This window comes from Aeromicrobium sp., from assembly GCF_036675695.1.
Classification (GTDB): Bacteria; Actinomycetota; Actinomycetes; order Propionibacteriales; family Nocardioidaceae; genus Aeromicrobium.
Genome location: NZ_JAKFEL010000028.1, coordinates 1 through 19,300, shown reverse-complemented (window position 1 = coordinate 19,300; position 19,300 = coordinate 1). Strand labels below are relative to the sequence as shown.

At 64.7% G+C, this 19,300-nt stretch carries 19 protein-coding genes and 1 tRNA gene; 5 read left to right on the top strand and 15 right to left on the bottom strand.

From position 1 onward, the window contains the following. The 4 genes from V6M39_RS01545 to V6M39_RS01530 all read right to left on the bottom strand — a co-directional run. The coding region (locus V6M39_RS01545; protein WP_332641894.1) for an ABC transporter substrate-binding protein at window positions 1-435 on the bottom strand (435 nt) is incomplete at its 3' end. 149 nt (window positions 436-584) lie between these two features. Next, complete coding sequence (locus V6M39_RS01540; RefSeq protein ID WP_332641893.1) at window positions 585-1,199, bottom strand: ANTAR domain-containing response regulator; 615 nt, start codon at window positions 1,197-1,199, stop codon at window positions 585-587. A gap of 17 nt (window positions 1,200-1,216) precedes the next feature. Beyond that, window positions 1,217-1,354: a hypothetical protein gene (locus tag V6M39_RS01535; RefSeq protein WP_332641892.1), complete on the bottom strand. Its 138-nt coding sequence runs from the start codon at window positions 1,352-1,354 to the stop codon at window positions 1,217-1,219. A 39-nt stretch (window positions 1,355-1,393) separates the two neighbouring features. Continuing rightward, window positions 1,394-1,469, bottom strand: a tRNA-Leu gene (locus tag V6M39_RS01530). A 279-nt stretch (window positions 1,470-1,748) separates the two neighbouring features. Between V6M39_RS01530 and V6M39_RS01525 the strand changes: the two genes are divergently transcribed. After that, the gene (locus V6M39_RS01525; protein WP_332641891.1) at window positions 1,749-3,803 is read left to right on the top strand and encodes a putative bifunctional diguanylate cyclase/phosphodiesterase; all 2,055 of its coding nucleotides are present in this window, start codon (window positions 1,749-1,751) and stop codon (window positions 3,801-3,803) included. A gap of 59 nt (window positions 3,804-3,862) precedes the next feature. On the opposite strand, the gene pyk is transcribed toward V6M39_RS01525, so the two are convergent. The 8 genes from pyk to trpC form a co-directional block, all read right to left on the bottom strand. After that, complete coding sequence (pyk, locus tag V6M39_RS01520; protein WP_332641890.1) at window positions 3,863-5,314, bottom strand: pyruvate kinase; 1,452 nt, start codon at window positions 5,312-5,314, stop codon at window positions 3,863-3,865. Between the two features lie 65 nt (window positions 5,315-5,379). Continuing rightward, the gene (locus V6M39_RS01515; protein ID WP_332641889.1) at window positions 5,380-6,843 is read right to left on the bottom strand and encodes a glutamate synthase subunit beta; all 1,464 of its coding nucleotides are present in this window, start codon (window positions 6,841-6,843) and stop codon (window positions 5,380-5,382) included. Next, window positions 6,836-11,380, bottom strand: a complete 4,545-nt coding sequence (gene gltB / locus V6M39_RS01510) for a glutamate synthase large subunit (RefSeq protein ID WP_332641888.1) — start codon at window positions 11,378-11,380, stop codon at window positions 6,836-6,838. The genes V6M39_RS01515 and gltB overlap by 8 nt, the downstream gene beginning before the upstream one ends. 84 nt (window positions 11,381-11,464) lie before the next feature. Then, complete coding sequence (locus V6M39_RS01505; RefSeq protein ID WP_332641887.1) at window positions 11,465-12,190, bottom strand: VIT1/CCC1 transporter family protein; 726 nt, start codon at window positions 12,188-12,190, stop codon at window positions 11,465-11,467. A gap of 51 nt (window positions 12,191-12,241) precedes the next feature. Then, complete coding sequence (gene lgt / locus V6M39_RS01500; RefSeq protein WP_332641886.1) at window positions 12,242-13,087, bottom strand: prolipoprotein diacylglyceryl transferase; 846 nt, start codon at window positions 13,085-13,087, stop codon at window positions 12,242-12,244. A gap of 3 nt (window positions 13,088-13,090) precedes the next feature. Next, window positions 13,091-13,888 carry a tryptophan synthase subunit alpha gene (trpA, locus tag V6M39_RS01495; RefSeq protein ID WP_332641885.1) on the bottom strand — a complete coding sequence of 266 codons (798 nt, stop codon included), beginning with the start codon at window positions 13,886-13,888 and terminating at the stop codon, window positions 13,091-13,093. Then, window positions 13,885-15,078, bottom strand: coding sequence for a tryptophan synthase subunit beta (gene trpB / locus V6M39_RS01490; protein WP_332641884.1), 1,194 nt, complete (start codon window positions 15,076-15,078; stop codon window positions 13,885-13,887). The genes trpA and trpB overlap by 4 nt, the downstream gene beginning before the upstream one ends. Window positions 15,079-15,130: 52 nt before the next feature. Further along, on the bottom strand, window positions 15,131-15,937 hold the full coding sequence (gene trpC, locus V6M39_RS01485) for an indole-3-glycerol phosphate synthase TrpC (protein WP_332641883.1): 807 nt from the start codon (window positions 15,935-15,937) through the stop codon (window positions 15,131-15,133). A 105-nt stretch (window positions 15,938-16,042) separates the two neighbouring features. Here trpC and V6M39_RS01480 point away from each other — a divergent pair, with 105 nt between their 5' ends. The 4 genes from V6M39_RS01480 to V6M39_RS01465 all read left to right on the top strand — a co-directional run bounded on the left by V6M39_RS01480 (window position 16,043) and on the right by V6M39_RS01465 (window position 17,970). Continuing rightward, on the top strand, window positions 16,043-16,417 hold the full coding sequence (locus V6M39_RS01480; protein ID WP_332641882.1) for a DUF4190 domain-containing protein: 375 nt from the start codon (window positions 16,043-16,045) through the stop codon (window positions 16,415-16,417). Window positions 16,418-16,465: 48 nt separating this feature from the next. Continuing rightward, a complete protein-coding gene (locus tag V6M39_RS01475) occupies window positions 16,466-16,849 on the top strand; it encodes a DUF4190 domain-containing protein (protein ID WP_332641881.1) in 384 nt (127 codons plus the stop codon). 66 nt (window positions 16,850-16,915) lie between these two features. Beyond that, entirely contained in the window at window positions 16,916-17,680 is a 765-nt protein-coding gene (locus V6M39_RS01470; protein WP_332641880.1) for a hypothetical protein, read from the top strand. Next, window positions 17,677-17,970 (top strand): DUF4190 domain-containing protein, encoded by a 294-nt coding sequence (locus V6M39_RS01465; RefSeq protein ID WP_332641879.1) that lies wholly within the window; start codon window positions 17,677-17,679, stop codon window positions 17,968-17,970. The genes V6M39_RS01470 and V6M39_RS01465 overlap by 4 nt, the downstream gene beginning before the upstream one ends. Here the strand turns inward: V6M39_RS01465 and V6M39_RS01460 are convergent. The 3 genes from V6M39_RS01460 to V6M39_RS01450 are packed head-to-tail and all read right to left on the bottom strand — an operon-like array spanning window position 17,967 to window position 19,257. Continuing rightward, window positions 17,967-18,389: a DUF2752 domain-containing protein gene (locus V6M39_RS01460; protein WP_332641878.1), complete on the bottom strand. Its 423-nt coding sequence runs from the start codon at window positions 18,387-18,389 to the stop codon at window positions 17,967-17,969. The genes V6M39_RS01465 and V6M39_RS01460 overlap by 4 nt on opposite strands. Next, the gene (locus V6M39_RS01455) at window positions 18,386-19,012 is read right to left on the bottom strand and encodes an RDD family protein (RefSeq protein ID WP_332641877.1); all 627 of its coding nucleotides are present in this window, start codon (window positions 19,010-19,012) and stop codon (window positions 18,386-18,388) included. The genes V6M39_RS01460 and V6M39_RS01455 overlap by 4 nt, the downstream gene beginning before the upstream one ends. A 44-nt stretch (window positions 19,013-19,056) precedes the next feature. Continuing rightward, window positions 19,057-19,257 carry an HGxxPAAW family protein gene (locus V6M39_RS01450; RefSeq protein WP_332641876.1) on the bottom strand — a complete coding sequence of 67 codons (201 nt, stop codon included), beginning with the start codon at window positions 19,255-19,257 and terminating at the stop codon, window positions 19,057-19,059. Window positions 19,258-19,300 lie beyond the last annotated feature (43 nt).

Below are 19,300 nucleotides of genomic sequence, written 5' to 3'. Positions count from 1 at the left end.
CGACGTGTTGGCGGGCGAGAACATGATTGCGCCGGCCGACATGATCTTGTCGATGACCGTCAGCGAGACGCCCGAGGAGGCAGCACCGACGATGACGTCGGACTTGGCCTTGAGCAGCTTGTCGGTCTCAGCCGGAGCGATACCTGAGTCGGTGTCACCGGAGTCACCGCGAACATGAACGACGTCCTTGCCGTTCACTCCGCCTGCTTCGTTGATGTCCTTGACAGCAAGGTCGACACCAGCGAACTCGGGCGGGCCGAGGAACGCGAGGCTACCGGTCTGCGGGAGGAGCGAGCCTATGGTCAGTACGCCATCTCCCTTGGCGGCAGGCGCGTCGCCTTCACTCTTGTCGTCGCTTCCACCACACGCAGCGAGCACGAGTGCTCCCGCTGCAGCGATGGCAGCAAGACGATATGTCCTGTTACTGCGCTTCATCAATCCTCCGGGTAGGTAGATAGTCCCTGACACATGCCAAGGAGCGTCAATGTATGTCCGAACGTAGTCGCAGCCGGGTTCATTTGCACCGGACTTCTCAGGTTCAGAGACAACGTCATCGAGTTGTAACCAAGGCTGATTTGGGCGTCTCAGTCGCCGTTTTCCGCTGCTTCCGGCAATCCCGGCCCGTGGTCGATGATGCCCTGCGCAACCTGCTGCATCGGCAACCTCAGATCCATCGCTGTGCGCTGAATCCAGCTGAACGCCTCAGGCTCAGTGAAGCCCAGGGCCTCCTGCAGCAACGACTTGGCCCGCTCGACGACTTTGCGGGTGGCAAGCTGCCCGGCGAGGTCGCCGACTTCCTTCTCGAGGGCGGTGATCTCGGCGAAACGGCTCATCGCCATCTCGATTGCGGGAACGAGGTCAGATTTCGAGAACGGCTTCACGAGATATGCCATCGCGCCGGCGTCGCGAGCGCGCTCGACGAGCTCGCGCTGGCTGAACGCAGTGAGCATCACGACTGGAGCGATCCGCGCGGCAGCGATCTGTGATGCGGCCGCTATCCCGTCGAGCTTGGGCATCTTGACGTCCATCACGACCAGGTCGGGGTTGTGCTCCATCGCGAGGGCGATCGCGGCTTCGCCGTCTCCGGCCTGGCCGACGACCACGTACCCCTCCTCGGCGAGCATTTCCGCAAGGTCGAGTCGGATCAGTGCCTCGTCCTCGGCAATCACGACACGAGGAGCAGACTCTGGACTGGACACGTTTGCAGGCTATCGCTTCAGGTCTTGAGGCCGATGACAGCATCGAGTCGCGCGACCGCGTCCCGACGAGACACCGACAGCATGTCCGGGCGCGACTGCCGCCATGACACCCCCAGCAGCTGAACAGCGCCGCGGCGCACCCGTGCGGGGTACATGTGTGCATCTTTGATGACCCCACCGACAGAGATCCCAATTGGTGTCCTGGGTGGGATTCGAACCCACACTGGATCGGGTTTGAGCCGATTTCCTCTGCCGTTGGGATACCAGGACGAGCAGCCGTACAACCCTATCGAACAGGGCATCAGCCCTGAGGGTCGCCGTCGGAGGGTGCTACTCAACGAGCCCATTTGAGGTGACCCGTGCCGAATTGCCGGCGCTGTGAAAGCGCCTGCGCTGGCTCCGACACTTCAGGTGCCTGAAATGGGAACTAGCCCGGATGAGCCATACCGCGGATGGGATCCCCACCGATACTGGTTGTGGGAGAACTGAGGGACGAGAATGGCTGGTTCGAGGGGCGAAGTCCGTCGACTGCAGGCGAGTCTGAGGCGCATGGAGTCGCTACGCGACCTGGCGGCGGCCGACACAACGATGCAGGACGTCCTGAATCAAGGGGTTCGCGTCATCGGCGAACTTTTGGTTTCGGCCCATGCCGGCGTGTACCTCGGCGAACCGGGCGCCACCCATTTCACGCTCAGCGCCGCCCACGGAGACGGGTTGACCGAGTCCATCGACGTGCCTGACGACATCTCCCCATCGGACGGCGTCGCCGCCGCCCTCCTCGACGAGGACGGCGTGACAATCGGCTCACTGCGCGCGTACGGGCAGTTCAACCAAGCGGAAGCCGCCTTCGTCGATCAGGTTGGAAAGGTGCTCAGCGTCGCCCTGGCCCGCGACCGGCGCGAAAAGGATCTGCTTGCCCGCGAGCAGCGCCTGATCGAGGCCCAGCGCATCTCTCACGTTGGGAGCTACGACTTCGAGATCGCCACCAACACCAACGTCTGGAGCGACCAGCTCTACCGCATTTATGGTCGAGAGCCACAGTCGTTCAACGCCAGCTACGAGCGTTTCCTCGAAATGATCGAACCTGAGGACCGCGAGCACGTCGTGGAGGTGCACAAACGATCAATGGAGACCTTGGAGCCCTTCGAGATGGAGGAACGCATCAGCTGGCCGGACGGCGAGGTACGAACTTTGGCGAGCTGGGGTGAGGTGGTCGCCGACGCCGACGGCAACCCCATGCGGATGATGGGAATCTGCTGGGACATCACCGAACGCAAGCAGATCGAGGAGCAGCTCGTCCGCGAGGCACTCCACGACAGCCTGACCGGCCTGCCCAACCGAGCACTGCTCGTCGACCGTCTGACCCAGGCCATTGCTGACATTCCCCGGCGCGACAGGCCGCTGTGCGTGATGTTCATCGACGTCGACGGTTTCAAGGTCATCAACGACAGCCTCGGACACGAGGCCGGCGACGAAGTGCTCGTCGAGCTGGCCCGACGTTTCAGCGCGGTGCTGCGTCCCGGCGACACAGTAGCCAGATTCGGCGGGGACGAGTTCGTTGTCCTCAGCGAGGAGCTCACGCACGACGGCGAGGCCCTGATGATCGCCGAACGCCTGCAGAGCGAGACCATCCGCCCCATCTCGGTCCAGGGCAGTGAAGTGATGGTCACGGTCAGTGCCGGAATTGCGGTGTCCCGTAGCGTTACCGACCATCCCAGCGCCCTCTTGCGAGACGCTGACGCCGCGATGTACCGCGCGAAGCGGGGCGGACGGGATCGGTCTGTGGTGTTTGCCGACGAGATGCGTGATGAGGCAATAGGCCGCCACGACACCGAGCAACAGCTGCGCCGGGCAGTGAGCGACAACCAGTTGGTCCTGCACTACCAGCCGATCGTCGAGCTGACGACCGGGCGTGTGACCGGGGTCGAAGCCCTTGTCCGCTGGCAGCACCCGGCTCGTGGTCTGGTGCTACCCAGCGAGTTCATACCCATCGCGGAAGAGATCGGTCTGGTCGTGCAGATCGACGATTGGGTGATGGAGCACGCCTGCCAGCAACTCGCGGTTTGGCAGTCGAGCAACCCAGAGCTGACCATGTCGATCAACTTGTCCGGGTTGAAATTCGCCCGTGCAGACCTCGTCGCCCAGGTGGCCGAGGTACTGGAGCGCACCGGCGCCAACCCCGAGCGGGTGTCACTGGAGATGACCGAGGGCGTGCTGATGCGCGACGCGGAGGACGCCGTGTCAGTCCTGCGCGGACTCACGGGGCTCGGGCTCCGGCTGGACATCGACGACTTCGGTACCGGTTACAGCTCGCTGAGCTATCTCAAACGCTTCCCGGTCGACGCGCTGAAGGTGGACCGCTCGTTCGTCTCCGGGCTCGGCAGCAATCCAGAGGACCGGGCAATAGTGCAGTCGGTCATCGCCTTGGCGCAGTCGCTCGGCATCGCCACGATCGCCGAGGGAGTCGAGACCACCAGGCAGCTCGAGGTGCTGCGCGAGCTCGGCTGCTCGAGCGTACAGGGATTCCTGTTCAGCAGACCGCTCCCTCCGCAGGACCTCACGGCGCTCGTCGGTCTCGCTGGAGTCGTCGCGCCACTGGTGTGAGGCGCGGGGTGTTCAATCGCCAACATGGCCGCGCGAGTCGGACACGTTATGGGCGATGCTCATCCCTGAGGATCGCCGTACGCGGGCGCGACACGGTTGATCGCATCGCCCATGTTGTGGATGCGCAGGGCGTTGGTCGAACCAGGGATGCCGGGAGGGCTGCCTGCGACGATGACAACCTGCTGGCCCTCGCCGCAGCGACCGATCTCGAGCAGCGCCTTGTCGACCTGCAACACCATGTCATCGGTGTGCTTGACCTCGGGAACGAGGAACGTCTCGATGCCCCAGCTGAGCGCCAGCTGCGACCGCACCTTGGCGTTCGGGGTGAACGCGATCACGGGCACGCGCGAGCGATAGCGCGTCATACGGCGAGCCGAGTCGCCCGTCGTCGTGAACGCGACCAGGAATCGAGCATCGACAGCCTCGGCGATCTCAGACGCTGCCCGGCAGATGACCCCGCTCTTGGTGCGCGGCTTCCAGACGTACGCAGCCATGCGCGGCAGACCGTGGTCCTCGGTCGACTCGACGATGCGAGACATGGTGTTGACGGTGTGGATGGGGTACTCCCCCACGCTTGTCTCGCCAGACAGCATCACGGCGTCGGCGCCATCGAGAACGGCATTGGCGACGTCTGATGCCTCGGCGCGGGTCGGACGTGGGGCCGAGATCATCGACTCAAGCATCTGCGTCGCGACAATGACCGGCTTGGCGTTGCGGCGGGCCTTCTCGACGATGAGCTTCTGCACGATCGGGACGTCTTCAAGAGGCAGCTCGACTCCGAGATCGCCGCGGGCCACCATCACGCCGTCGAACGCGTCCATGATGCCGTCGAGGTTGTCGACCGCCTGAGGCTTCTCGATCTTGGCAATGACCGGGATGACGATGCCTTCTTCGTCCATGATCTTGCGGACGTCGTCGTAGTCGCTGGCCGAGCGCACGAACGACAGTGCGATGAAGTCGACGCCGAGGTGCAGCGCGAATCGCAGGTCTTCGTTGTCCTTCTCGCTCATCGCCGGAACGCTGACCATCACGCCGGGCAGGTTGATGCCCTTGTTATTGCTGACGGGGCCGGTGGTCTCGACCGCGCAGGTGACATCAGTCTTGGTCACCGAAGTCGCCCGGAGTCGCATACGGCCGTCATCGATCAGGATCTCGTCGCCAACGTTCACGTCGCCCGGGAGGCCCTTGTACGTCGTCGAGCACCGCGTCTCATCCCCGAGGATGTCGTCTGTCGTGATCGTGAACGTCGACCCGGCGTTGAGCATCACCGGCCCGGCCGCGAAAAGCCCGAGACGGATCTTGGGACCCTGGAGGTCGGCGAGGATCGCGATGGCCTTGCCGGTCTTGTCGGCAGCCTCACGCACCCACTGGTAGTTCTGCTCGTGGTCGGCTTGGACGCCATGGCTCATGTTGAGCCTGGCGACGTCCATGCCAGCATTGGCCAACTGAAGGATCTTCTCTGCCCCTGCGACCGCTGGACCGAGGGTGCAGACGATCTTTGCTCTACGCACAGATTCAACCTATCGAGTTGGTGTGGCTACCCGCGAGTTACTTAGTGGTTTGCGACAACTTATTCTCAGACGGTGAGCGGACGGGCCGTCGGAGGTATGGGTGACGGCAGGCTCGTCGAGCCTGACAGGTACGCGTCGACGCCCGCGGCGGCCGAACGGCCCTCCGCAATGGCCCACACGATCAGCGACTGACCACGACCCGCGTCTCCCGCGACGAATACACCGTCGACGCTCGACATGTAGTCGTTGTCACGCACGATGTTGCCGCGCTCGTCGATGTCGACACCAAGCTGGTCGACAAGCCCTTCGGTCTCCGGACCCGCGAATCCCATCGCGAACAACACCAGCTGAGCCGGGATGACCTTCTCGGTGCCTTCGACCTCAGTGAGCTTGCCGTCGATGAACTCGACCTCAGCCAGACGCAGGCCGCTGACGTGTCCGTCCTCGCCGATGAACTCCTTGGTCGAGACCGAATAGACGCGGTCGCCAGCCTCCTCGTGTGCAGACGAGACTCGGTAGATCATCGGGTACGTGGGCCACGGCTGGTTCGACGGGCGGTCCTCCCCCGGGTTCGGCAGGATCTCGAGCTGAGTGATCGACTTGGCGCCCTGGCGCACCGACGTGCCGAGGCAGTCGGCTCCAGTGTCGCCGCCACCGATGATGACGACGTCCTTGCCGGTGGCCAGGATCTGACCCTCGACCTCTTCGCCGAGAGCGACTCGGTTGGCCTGCGGCAGGAACTCCATCGCCTGGTGGATGCCATTGAACTCCCGCCCTGGCACGGGCAGGTCACGTCGAACCGTCGCGCCGATCGCCAGCACGACTGCGTCATAGCGGTCGCGAAGCTGCGAGCCGGTCAGCGTGGCGCCGACCTGCACGCCGGTACGGAATACCGTGCCCTCACGCTCCATCTGGTCGATGCGACGGTCTACCTGGATCTTTTCCATCTTGAACTCGGGGATGCCGTACCGCAGCAGTCCACCCGGCTTGTCGTCGCGCTCGTACACCGCGACTGTGTGACCCGCACGGGTCAGCTGCTGTGCAGCAGCAAGTCCAGCGGGGCCGGAGCCGACGACGGCAATCGTCTTGCCGGTCAGCCACTCAGGCGGCTCGGGGCGGACCTGACGGTCGTCCCATGCCTTGTCGATGATCGACACCTCGACGTTCTTGATCGTCACCGCGTCGCGGTTGATCGCCACCACACAGGCGGTCTCGCACGGCGCAGGGCACAGACGACCGGTGAATTCCGGGAAGTTGTTGGTCGCGTGCAACCGGTCGAGAGCCTCGTCCCAGTCCTCGCGCCACACCAGGTCGTTCCACTCGGGGATCAGGTTGCCGAGCGGGCAACCGTTGTGACAGAACGGGATGCCGCAGTCCATGCAACGACCGGCCTGCTCGCTGATGATCGGGAGCAGCGCCTTGCCGGGACCTCCCGGGTAGACCTCGTTCCAGTCCTTGATGCGTTCCTCGACGGGTCGCCGCGGTGCAAGCTGTCGGGGGGTATTGATGAATCCGCGTGGGTCAGCCACGTGCAGCCACCTCCATCATTCGTGTAGTCGTGTCTTCGTCGGACAGTCCCTCAGACTCCGCGTCGGCGCGTGCCTCAAGGACGAGTCGGTAGTTGACCGGCATGATCTCGGTGAACCGCTCGAGCGACTGCTCCCACTTCTTGAGCAGCTGTTCGGCGACGGTCGATCCGGTCTCCTCGAAGTGCTTCTCGACCAGTGACCTGAGCGCAGCGGCCGCGTCGCCTTCGACGCGCCGCAGCTCAACCATTTCGGTGTTGACCAGAGTCTCGTCGAGGTCGAGCACGTACGCGCCACCTCCACTCATACCGGCAGCAACGTTGCGACCGGTCGGTCCGAGGATCACGACGGTTCCGCCCGTCATGTACTCGCACGCGTGGTCACCCACACCCTCGACGACAGCACTTGCACCAGAGTTGCGTACGCAGAACCGCTCGCCAACCTTGCCGCGCAGGAAGATCTCACCACTGGTCGCGCCAAAACCGATCACGTTGCCGGCAACGATCTGCGCCTCGGCTGTGAACTGCGCGTCGCGCGGAGGTCGCACGATCAGACGACCACCCGAGAGGCCCTTGCCGACATAGTCGTTCCCGTCGCCCTCGAGGCGAAGCGTGATGCCCTTGGGCACGAACGCGCCGAACGACTGACCGGCTGAGCCAGTGAAGGTCAGGTCGATCGTGTTCTCGGGCAGGCCAGCACCCTTGTAGCGCTTGGTGACCTCGTGGCCGAGCATCGTGCCGACCGTACGGTTGACGTTGCGGATCTCCAGCTGCGCGCGTACGGGCTCTGCACGCTCGAGTGCGTCAGCGCTCAGTGCGATCAGCTCGTTGTCGAGAGCGCGGTCGAGGCTGTGGTCCTGGGTCGTCGTGCAGTGCATCGCAGCGCCCTCGGGCAGCTCCGGCACGAACAGGATCGGCTCCAGGTCGAGACCGTCCGCCTTCCAGTGGTCCACCGCCTTGCGGACGTCCAGGACCTCGGCGTGGCCGATGGCCTCGTCGATCGACCGGAAGCCCAGCTGTGCCAGGTGCTCGCGAACCTCTTCGGCGATGTAGGTGAAGAAGTTGACGATGTACTCGGCCTTGCCGGAATACTTCTCGCGCAGCGCCTTGTTCTGCGTCGCTACACCCACCGGGCAGGTGTCGAGGTGGCAGACGCGCATCATGATGCAGCCGCTGACGACGAGCGGTGCGGTCGCGAAACCGAACTCCTCGGCACCCAGCAGGGCAGCGATGATGACGTCGCGACCGGTCTTGAGCTGACCGTCGCACTGGACGACGATGCGGTCGCGCAGTCCGTTGAGCAGCAGCGTCTGCTGGGTCTCGGCGAGGCCGAGCTCCCAGGGTCCGCCGGCGTGCTTGAGTGACGTCAGGGGCGAAGCGCCCGTACCGCCGTCGTGACCGGAGATCAGCACCACGTCAGCCTTGGCCTTCGAGACACCCGCCGCGACCGTGCCGACTCCAACTTCGGACACGAGCTTGACGTGCACGCGGGCTGAGGGGTTGGCGTTCTTGAGGTCGTGGATGAGCTGCTTGAGGTCCTCGATCGAGTAGATGTCGTGGTGCGGCGGAGGCGAGATCAGTCCGACGCCGGGCGTCGAGTGACGCGTTTTCGCGACCCACGGGTAGACCTTGGGTCCGGGCAGCTGACCGCCCTCGCCGGGCTTGGCACCCTGCGCCATCTTGATCTGGATGTCGTCGGAGTTGGTGAGGTACTCCGACGTGACGCCGAAGCGTCCCGAGGCGACCTGCTTGATCGACGAACGACGCTTCGGGTCGTACAGCCGGTCAGGGTCTTCGCCACCCTCGCCGGTGTTGGACTTGCCGCCCAGCTGGTTCATCGCGATCGCCAGGGTCTCGTGCGCCTCCTGGCTGATCGAGCCGTACGACATGGCACCCGTCGAGAAACGCTTGACGATCTCGGAGACCGGCTCGACCTCGTCGATCGAGATCGGAGCACGCTCCCCTGCCTTGAACTCGAACAGTCCACGCAGCGTCATCAGTCGCTCGGACTGGTCGTCGACGCGCGACGTGTACTGCTTGAAGATCTCGTACGAGCCCGTGCGCGTGGAGTGCTGGAGACGGAACACCGTCTCGGGGTCGAACAAGTGCTCCGGGCCTTCTCGGCGCCACTGGTACTCGCCACCGATCTCGAGCTGGCGACGCGGACCAGCGATGCCGCTGGTCGGGTAGGCCTTGAGGTGGCGCGAACGCACCTCGTCGGCGATCACGTCGAGGCCTGCGCCGCCGAGCTTGGACGACGTGCCGGTGAAGTAGTCGTCGATGAGCTCGTGCGACAGGCCGACAGCCTCGAAGATCTGGGCGCCGGTGTAAGACGCCACCGTGGAGACGCCCATCTTGCTCATCACCTTGAGCACGCCCTTGCCGAGTCCGTACGCGAGGTTGCGAACAGCCTGAGCAGGTGCAACGCCTTCGACGAAGATCCGCTCGCGAGCGAGGTCCTCAGCCGACTCGAGTGCGAGGTACGGGTTGACCGCAGTCGCGCCGTAGCCGATGAGCAAGGCGACATGGTGCACCTCGCGTACGTCACCGGACTCGACGATGAGTCCAGCCTGTGTACGCAGACGCTCGCGCACCATGTGGTGGTGGACTGCGCCGGTGAGCAGCAGCGACGGAATCGGAGCCAGGTCAGAGTTGGAGTGACGGTCTGAGAGCACGATGATGCGGGCACCCTCAGCGATCGCCTCCGACACATCGGCGCAGATCTCCTCGAGACGCGCCTTGAGCGCGGCTCCGCCGCCGTCGACCTCGTAGAGGCCGCGCACCACGTGCACCGAGAAGCCCGGCATGTCGCCGTCCTTGTTCATGTGCCGGATCTTGGCGAGCTCGTCGTTGTCGACCACCGGGAACGGCAGCTGCAGCATGCGACAGGACGCCGGTCCGGGGGCCAAGAGGTTCTTCTCCGGGCCGATCGTGCCGGCCAAAGACGTGACGACCTCTTCACGGATCGCATCGAGCGGCGGGTTGGTGACCTGCGCGAACAGCTGCGAGAAGTAGTCGAACAGCAGGCGCGGACGGTCCGAGATCGCCGCGATGGGAGTGTCCGTACCCATGGAGCCGATGGCTTCGCCGCCGGAGCGCGCGATCGGCGCGATCAGGAGGCGAAGCTCCTCCTCGGTGTAGCCGAACACCTGCTGGCGTCGGGTGACCGAGGAGTGTGTGTGAACGATGTGCTCGAGGTCAGGCAGGTCCTCGAAGCGCACGAGCCCGCTGTAGAGCCACTCGTCGTACGGGTGCTCGCCGGCGAGGGTGTTCTTGATCTCGTGGTCCTCGATGATGCGGTGCTCGTCGAGGTCGATGAGGAACATCTTCCCGGGCTCGAGACGGCCCTTGCGGGTGATGGTGCTCTGGTCGATGTCAAGGACGCCGGCTTCGGACGCGAGCACGACAAGGCCGTCCTCGGTGACCCAGTAGCGGCCGGGGCGCAGACCGTTGCGGTCGAGCACGGCGCCGACCTGGTTGCCGTCACTGAACGTCACGCAGGCAGGTCCGTCCCACGGCTCCATCACGGAGGAGTGGAACTCGTAGAACGCGCGACGCGCCTCTTGCATGTCGGTGTTGTTCTCCCACGCCTCCGGGATCATCATCATCACCGCGTGCGGGAGCGAACGGCCGCCAAGGTGCAGCAGCTCGAGAACCTCGTCGAACGAGGCCGTGTCGCTGCCATCGGGGTCGCAGATCGGGTAAAGACGGCTCAGGTCACCCGGGATCAGGTCACTTTCGAGCAGCGCCTCACGTGCACGCATCCAGTTGCGGTTGCCGCGCGCCGTGTTGATCTCGCCGTTGTGCGCGATGAACCGGAAAGGGTGCGCCAGCGGCCAGCTCGGGAACGTGTTGGTCGAGAAGCGGCTGTGCACGATCGCCAGCGCCGACTCCATACGCTCGTCGCTGAGGTCGGGAAAGAAGTTCTCCAGCTGCTCGGTCGTGAGCATGCCCTTGTAGATCAGCGTGCGGCTCGAGAGCGACGGGAAGTAGACGTCGAGCTCGTGCTCGGCGCGCTTGCGTAGGCAGAAGGCGACACGATCGAGCTCGAGGCCCTTGAGGCGCTCACCCTCCGAGACCGCGAACATCAGCTGGAACGACGGCATCGTGCTGCGCGACATCGAGCCGAGGATCTCGGGGTTGACCGGCACCTCTCGCCAGCCGAGGACTGTGAGGCCTTCTTCGACGGCGATCGCCTCGATACGCAGCTTCGCCGCAGCGGCAGCCTTCTCGTCGAGCGGGAGGAACGCCATGCCCGCCGCGTACGAGCCCAGCTCGGGCAGCTCGACGCCGCCGACGGCGCGCAGGAACTTGTCGGGGACCTGCATGAGGATGCCCGCACCATCGCCGGTGTCAGGCTCTCCACCGACAGCTCCGCGGTGATCGAGGTTGCGCAGAGCGGTCAGACCCTTGACGACGATGTCGTTGCTCGCCACGCCCGTCAGGGTTGCCACGAAGGCGACGCCACAGGCGTCGTGCTCGTTGCTCGGGTCATACAGACCCTGGGCGGGGGGCGTTGCCGAAAAATGCTTGACGCTCATGCTGGGCCCTTCTCACGTCATCACGGATGGAACTACACACCGGGGACGACGTTGGCCTCGGACAGCAACAGCAGTTTACATGTGTCAGGACAGACTGCGACCGACCGCCTCGCCGACGAGGTACGTGAGTCCCGCCGCGGCGCCGCCGAGCAGGAGCTGGCGTACGCCGCCGAACCACCACGAGCGGGAAGTCAAGCGGGTGACCACTGCGCCGCACCCGAACAGGGCTGTGAGTGAGATACCGATCGCAAGCCACGGGGACTGAACTCCCAGCAAGTAGGGCATCAGGGGGATCAGTGCTCCGACCGCGAATGCCATGAATGACGACACGGCCGCGAGCATCGGCGAGGCGAGGTCGTCGACGTCGACCCCGAACTCTTCGCGAGCGTGGACTCTCACGGCCTTCTCGGGATCCTCGTGGATCTGTGCGGCCATCTCACGCGCCACATCTTCGTCAACCCCCTTGTCGACGTACATCGCCGCCAACTCGGCCATCTCCGCACCCTTGTTGTCACGAATCTCGTCACGCTCGATCTCAATCTGCGCGAGCGCGAACTCCGACTGGCTGGCCACCGAGGTGTACTCCCCCGCTGCCATCGAAAACGCTCCGGCGGCGAGACCCGCAAGTCCGGCGAGCACGACCGGCTCGGTATCGCCAGCACTCGTACCTCCGACGACGCCCATGATCAGGGCGAAGTTGGAAACCAGACCGTCCATCGCTCCAAAGACGGCTGGCCGCAGCCAGCCGCCAGTGACGTCAGGGTGCTCGTGGTTGATCTCGTCCGGGTCGGGCAGCGCAGTCTCAGACATGGTGTGACAGTACGACGCGAGGGCCTCCCCGTCATCGAAGGTCAGGCTCGCCTACTCCGACTCGGCAGAGGCCTCAGACTCAGCTTGCTCGTCTTCGCGGGACTTATTGCGGGTTGCCACAAAGTACGCGGTCGCGAGGACGAAAAGGACGATCGACGTCCAGACGTTCAGGCGGAACGGACCGAGGTCATTCACCGGATCGATGCGCAGCTGTTCGATCCAGAACCGCCCTGCGGTGTAGAGCATCACGTAGAGGGCGAACACGCGGTCGCCAGTGAGCTTGAACTTTCGATCGATGGCGATCAGCAGGGCCGCAGCGGCAAGGTTCCAGAGCAGCTCGTACAGGAACGTCGGGTGGAACGTCGCGAACTGCTCGAAGCCATCAGGTCGGTTGACGAGGTCGATCTCGAGTCCCCACGGCTTCGTGGTCGGCTTCCCGAACAGCTCCTGGTTGAAGTAGTTGCCAATGCGACCGATCGCCTGAGCAACGAGCAGACCGGGTGCCAGCGCGCCGGCCACAGACGAGAACGAGACACCGTAACGACGGCAGGCAATGAGTGCGCCGACTGCGCCGCCGGCGACCGCACCCCAAATGCCGAGACCGCCTTGCCAGATCTTGACGGCGTCGATGACGCTTCGACCGTCGCCGAAGTACAGCTCCGGGTCGGTGATGACGTGATAGACACGCGCTCCGACGATGCCGAATGGGATTGCCCAGATCGCGACATCGCTGATCAGGCCCGCTCGGCCACCGCGTGCTGTGAACCGTCGCTCGCCGATCCAGATCGCGAAGATCGCGCCGACGATGATGCCCAGCGCGTACGCACGCAGTGGGAGTGGGCCGATGTGCCAAACACCATTGGACGGGCTCGGGATGAAGGTCGCGATGCTGTGCACGTTTCAGTTCCTCTCGACGCCAGCGCGCAGATCGCGGGCGAGTGTGCGGATCGCGTCGAGCCCGGCGGCCTCGTCTGGCGCGTCCAACAGGCAGCGTACGAGGGCGGACCCAACGATCACAGCATCCGCGAACTCGGCGACCTCGTGCGCCTGCGCCCCAGTGCTGACACCAATACCCACACCGATCGGCTTGTCTGTCACCTTGCGGGTTCGGGCGACGAGTTCGGGTCCCAGCGCGCTGGTCTGCTCGCGGGCACCGGTGACCCCCATGACAGCGGCGGCGTAGATGAATCCGCTTGATGCCTCGGCGGTCATCGTCAGACGCGCATCCGTCGATGACGGTGCCACCAGGAAGATCCGATCGAGGCCGTGCTTGGTGGAGGCTTCGATCCACTCCCCTGCCTCGTCAGGCGTCAGGTCGGGGGTGATGAGACCTGATCCGCCCGCTTCCGCCAGATCGGCAGCGAACCGTTCGACGCCGTAGCGCTCGACCGGGTTCCAGTACGTCATGACCACGGTCGGCGCGCCCGTCGCTGCGCAGGCGCGTACGACGTCGAGCACGTCCGAGGGTCGAGTGCCTGCTGTCAGAGCCTGATCTGCGGCGGCCTGGATGACTGGCCCGTCCATCACCGGGTCGCTGTACGGCAAGCCGATCTCAACCAGGTCGACACCCGCCTCGACCATTGCCTCAATGGCGGCGATCGAGCCTGCCTTGTTGGGGAATCCAGCCGGGAGGTAGCCGACCAGGGCTGCCCGGTTCTCGGAACGGGTGCGCTCGAAGAGCTCTGCGATCTTGCTCATTTGAGCAGTCCGAAGTACTGGGCGGCGGTGTGGGCGTCCTTGTCACCGCGGCCGGACAGGTTGACCAGGATCGTTGAGTCCGGCCCGAGCTCCTTGGCCAGCTCCAGCGCGCCAGCCAATGCGTGCGCCGACTCGATCGCCGGAATGATGCCCTCGGTCTTGCAGAGCAGGTCAAAAGCGGACATCGCCTCAGCGTCAGTGGCGGGCCGGTAGTCGGCGCGACCGATCGAGGCGAGGTAGGAGTGCTCTGGGCCGACGCCTGGATAGTCGAGGCCCGCCGAGATGGAGTGCGACTCGATGGTCTGGCCGTCCTCGTCCTGGAGCAGGTACGAACGGGCACCGTGCAGTACCCCGACATCGCCACCGGTGATGGTCGCCGCGTGCCTGCCGGTCTCGACGCCGTCACCGCCAGCTTCAACTCCCACGAGCTTGACGTCGGCATCGTCGACGAATGCGGTGAACAGGCCAATCGCATTCGACCCGCCCCCGACGCAGGCAACGGCAGCGTCCGGCAGCTTGCCGGTCAGCTCCAGCACCTGTGCTCGGGCCTCGTCACCGATGCCGCGCGTCAGGTCACGCACCATGCTCGGGAACGGGTGGGGACCAGCTGCGGTGCCGAACAGATAGGACGTCGTCTCGACGCTGGCAACCCAGTCTCGGAGTGCCTCGTTGATGGCGTCCTTGAGCGTACGGCTGCCGCTCTTCACTGAGACGACCTCCGCGCCGAGCATCTGCATGCGCGCGACGTTGAGCGCCTGACGCTCGGTGTCGACTTCGCCCATGTAGACCGTGCACTCGAGGTCGAGGTACGCGCACGCGGTTGCGGATGCAACGCCGTGCTGGCCCGCACCAGTCTCTGCGATCGCCCGAGGCTTGCCGATGCGCTTGGCAAGCAAAGCCTGGCCGATGACGTTGCGGATCTTGTGCGCGCCGGTGTGGTTGAGGTCCTCGCGCTTCAACAGGATGCGCGCGCCAGCAGCCTCGGAGAAGCGGTGCGCTTCGTAGAGCGGGCTGGGCACGTTGGCGTACTCGCGGAGCATGCGGTTGAGCTCGGCCATGAACGCCGGATCAGACTTCGCGTCGAGCCATGCATTGGCGAGCTCGTCGAGTGGGGCAACGAGTGCTTCAGGCATGAAGCGTCCGCCGAATGTGCCAAAGTGTCCCGTTGAGTCGGGCTGGGTGTAGGTCATGGGTGTGCTTTCAGGGAGCAGGGGCCTGGGGGTCGAGTACGGCGTCTGACCCTTACCAGCGGTGCTGCAAGGCGGGGTGCGCTCCTGCGGCCACGAGGTCGGCGACGCTGGCACGCGGGTCATCGTCGCGAACGAGTGTCTCGCCGACGAGCACGACATGAGCACCCCATTTGGCGTACTCGATGACGTCGTGCGGACCACGTACGCCGGATTCGGCAACTTTGACCACGGTGTCGGGGATGCGCGGCGACAGCCGCTCGAACGTACGCATGTCGATCTCAAGAGTCTTGAGGTTGCGGGCATTCACACCGATCAGCGTGGCACCGGCATCGACTGCGCGATCGACCTCTTCTTCGTCATGGACCTCGACGAGCGGAGTGAGACCGATCGAGGTGGCGCGTTCGATCAAGCTCTCCAGGACGGTCTGCTCCAGAGCAGCAACGATGAGCAAAGCCATGTCTGCGCCCGCCGCACGCGCTTCCCAGAGCTGGTAGGACGTGGTGATGAAGTCTTTGCGGAGCACCGGGATGTCGACCGTGCCGCGAACTGCACGCAGATCCTCGAGTGTGCCGCCAAATCGGCGCTGCTCGGTGAGCACGCTGATCGCGGCTGCTCCACCCGCGGCATAGTCGCCCGCGAGGGCTGCAGGATCCTTGATCGTGGCGAGCGGACCCTTGCTGGGGCTCGACCGTTTGACCTCGGCGATGACGGACACACCATCGGCACGGAATGCCGGCATGGGGTCGAGAGCAGGGTGCTGGCGCGAGGCCTGCTGCTTGAGCTCGTCGAGCGACGTCTGCTCCATACGTTGCTGGAGGTCCTCAGCCGCACCGGCGAGGATGTCATCGAGCACCGACATGGAACCTCCCCTTCGACCGTTGGCGTTCGCATTTCAAGAGTAGACCCGCTGGATCGGCACGCCAGTTCGGGGTTCCCACACAGTCATGATCACTACTCTTTGGGCATGACGACAAGCGACGACCAGCCGACGCCTGGCGAGCTTCCCGACTACGGGTCGGTGCCCCCGCCGTCGCCCGGTACGCCGTCCGCTTCCGAGGCGGTGTTGCAACAGAACAAGAAGGCGTCCTGGTCCCTGGTCCTGGGAATCATCGGCCTCCTGGGCCTGTGCTGCACCATCGGCGGTTTCCTCGGCATCCCCGCTGTCGTCCTCGGGATCCTCGGGCGCTCTGAGATCGAGGCATCGAACGGCACCCAGACCGGTTCAGGTATGGCGATAGCCGGCATCGTGACCGGCGCGATCGCCGCCCTTGCCGCGATCGACGTGCTCATCGTCTTCGCCGTCGACGGCTCGATCAGCGGGAACCTCACCGTCGGCTGACGGTGCAGCAGTACTTCCGGATCGGTCGCGAATCACTATGCTCGCGTCATGACGACCAACGATGACCAGAACCCGACCACCAGCGGCCTGCCCAGCTACGGATCGGTGCCGCCGCCCGAAGGTTCCTACCCTCCACCACCGCCGCCGCCAGGCCCTCCGGCTCCCGGAGGCTATGGCGGTATGCCCCAGCAGAACAAGAAGGCACTCTGGGCGATGATCCTCGGGATCGTCGGCATCGTGTGTTGCGGCTTCATTGCCGGTATCCCCGCGCTGATTCTGGGCAACCAGGCGAAGCAGGAGATTGCGGCATCCGGCGGTACGCAGAGTGGCGAAGGCATGGCGCAGGCCGGCGTCATCCTCGGCATCATCGCGATTGTGCTGGGTGTCCTCGGCGCCATCTTGTTCGTCACTGGCGCCCTCGGGTCGTCCTGACAGTCGATCTCAGCCCGGGAGCGTCAGAAGCGCTCCCGGGTGCTCGCTGGTCACTATGCTCACAACATGACCACCAACGACGACCAGAACCCGACCACCAGCGGCCTGCCCAGCTACGGATCGGTGCCGCCGCCCCCTGAAGGTTCGTACCCGCCACCTCCGCCGCCAAGCGGTCCCGCACCCGTTCCGGGAGCATCAGGCTTCAGCGCGACCGAAGCAGTCAGCTACGGCTTGAAGAAGTTCGGGGAGAACGCTGGGCCGATTCTCATCGCCACCGTGCTGCTCATCGTCGCTGCGATTGCTACGGATTTCCTCGCACGCGCCCTAACGGGCACCGACTTCACCGACAACAGCTTCTCCATTGGCGGATCGATTTCCACGATCATCACCAACGTCGTCGGCTTCGTGATCGGCGCCGGCGTCACCCGTGGTGCCTTGGATATCACCGAGGGTCACAAGTTCGACATCGTTGCTGCATTCAAGAAGCTGAACATCGTCAACGTGATCGTGACCTCGCTTGTCGTGGCCGTGCTGACTGCGCTTGGGTTCGCGCTGCTGATCATCCCCGGCATCATCGTCGCCTTCCTGACGTTGTTCGCGATCTACTTCGTGGTCGACAAGGACACCAACGCGATTGACTCGATCAAGGGAAGCCTCAACCTGGTCAAGAACAACGTGGGCAACACGATCGTGCTGATCCTCCTGTCGATCCTCGTGGTGATTGTCGGATTCCTGGCGTTGTGCGTTGGCGTTCTCGTGGCCATCCCCGTCCTCGCCATTGCGTGGGCGTACACGTTCAAGGTGTTCCTCGGGGAGCCGGTCGCTCCATGACCCCAGACCCCGTGCCGCCGTCGGACACGCCCGGCGGCGGCGCTGGCCATCCGGTCAACCGCAAGGCGATCTACAGCGTGATCTGCGGTTTTGGTGCGTTCTTGGTGCTCTGGGTGTTCCCGTTCGGTGCATTCGTCCTGGGTGTCCCCGCCGTCACCACTGGTGTTCATGGACGACGAGAGATCAAGCTGTCCCGTGGAACTGAGCGCGGCGACACCGCTGCGATTGCGGGTCTCACGGCGGGAGCGACAACGCTGGCGCTGCTCGTGCTGACTCTGGTGCTGCCCTAGGGCATGAACCAGGAGGCGAACGGCAGATTGCGCACGATCCCGAATACGACGAACGCAGCGAGCACGACCATCCCGACCTTCGCCGACAGGACGATCATCGGACCGTCGTGACCGCGCAGTCGTCGAGCGACCCAGAACGCCCACGCCACTGCCAAGACTGCGACGAGCGCAACTGCCATCGCGTTGCTGCTCACGGCACCCACGAAGTCCCCGCGAGTGAGGTTGTTGACGGCACGCAGGCCGCCACAGCCCGGGCAGGGTCGACCGGTCAGTTCAAGAAACGGGCAGAAGCCGTACGAACCTGAGCTGTGCGGGTCGTGGAAATGCAGGAGTGTGAACGCCCCGAGCCCGACGGCGCCAGCGATGGCCGGATCGCGCAATGACGCGCGCCGCGTGACCGAGGCCATCGAGGTACTCACTTCTTGACGACGACCGAGCTGACGATCATGTCGTGCCACGTCTGGTGCTTCTTGTCCCAGAGGGGCCACAGGTAGTTGAGGAAGCAGGCCTGACCGAGGATCGAGCTGAGGATCGCACGCAGGAACGCCATACCTGCGCCGATGAATTGTCCGGTCTCCGCCTTGACGACCTGGATGCCAAGCACCGACTTGCCGACCGTCTGACCCTTGCGGCCCTGTCGGAACACGGTGTTCCAGATGCCGAAGGCGATCATGGCCAAGATGCCGAGACCCAGGATCACGATGCCCAACGGGTTGACATCACCGGTGACCTCGTCAGTCAGCGGATCTGTCTCCAGATCCTTGAACGCCAGGATTGCACCGACCACGATCGGCACAACTCCGATCACCATGCCGATAAGGCCATCGAGGATGCTGGCACCTACGCGGGACCACCATCCGGCGTATTCGCCCCACGGCGAACTCTGCGGCGACACTCCGTAGGGCTGCTGCGGAGGCGGCTGGTAGCCCGGCGGCGGAGGCGGCTGGTAGCCCGGCGGCGGAGGCGGCTGAGCGCTGGCCGGAGGAGGCACGGGCGGCTGCTCCGGACCTGGGTAAGCGGGGTACTCCGGTGGCTGAGTCATGATTTCGCCCTTCTCGCGCTTCGGATGACGAGTCGTGCAGTCAGTCAGTGATGGTCAGCTGCGCGGTCGACCCCGAGGCCAGCCGCCGCCATGACGCGTCCGACGAGCGCGGAACCCAGCGTGATGACACAACCGATTGTGAACAGGACCCAGTTTGGATCAGGAATCAACGCGACTCCGCCGATCGTGATGCCGGCCAGACACAACAGAACTGCGGTCCAGGCGGCTGGCGATGATCCGTGCATGATTCTCCTCGTGGGTCGTGAACTTCGCTCAGACTACTGGGTC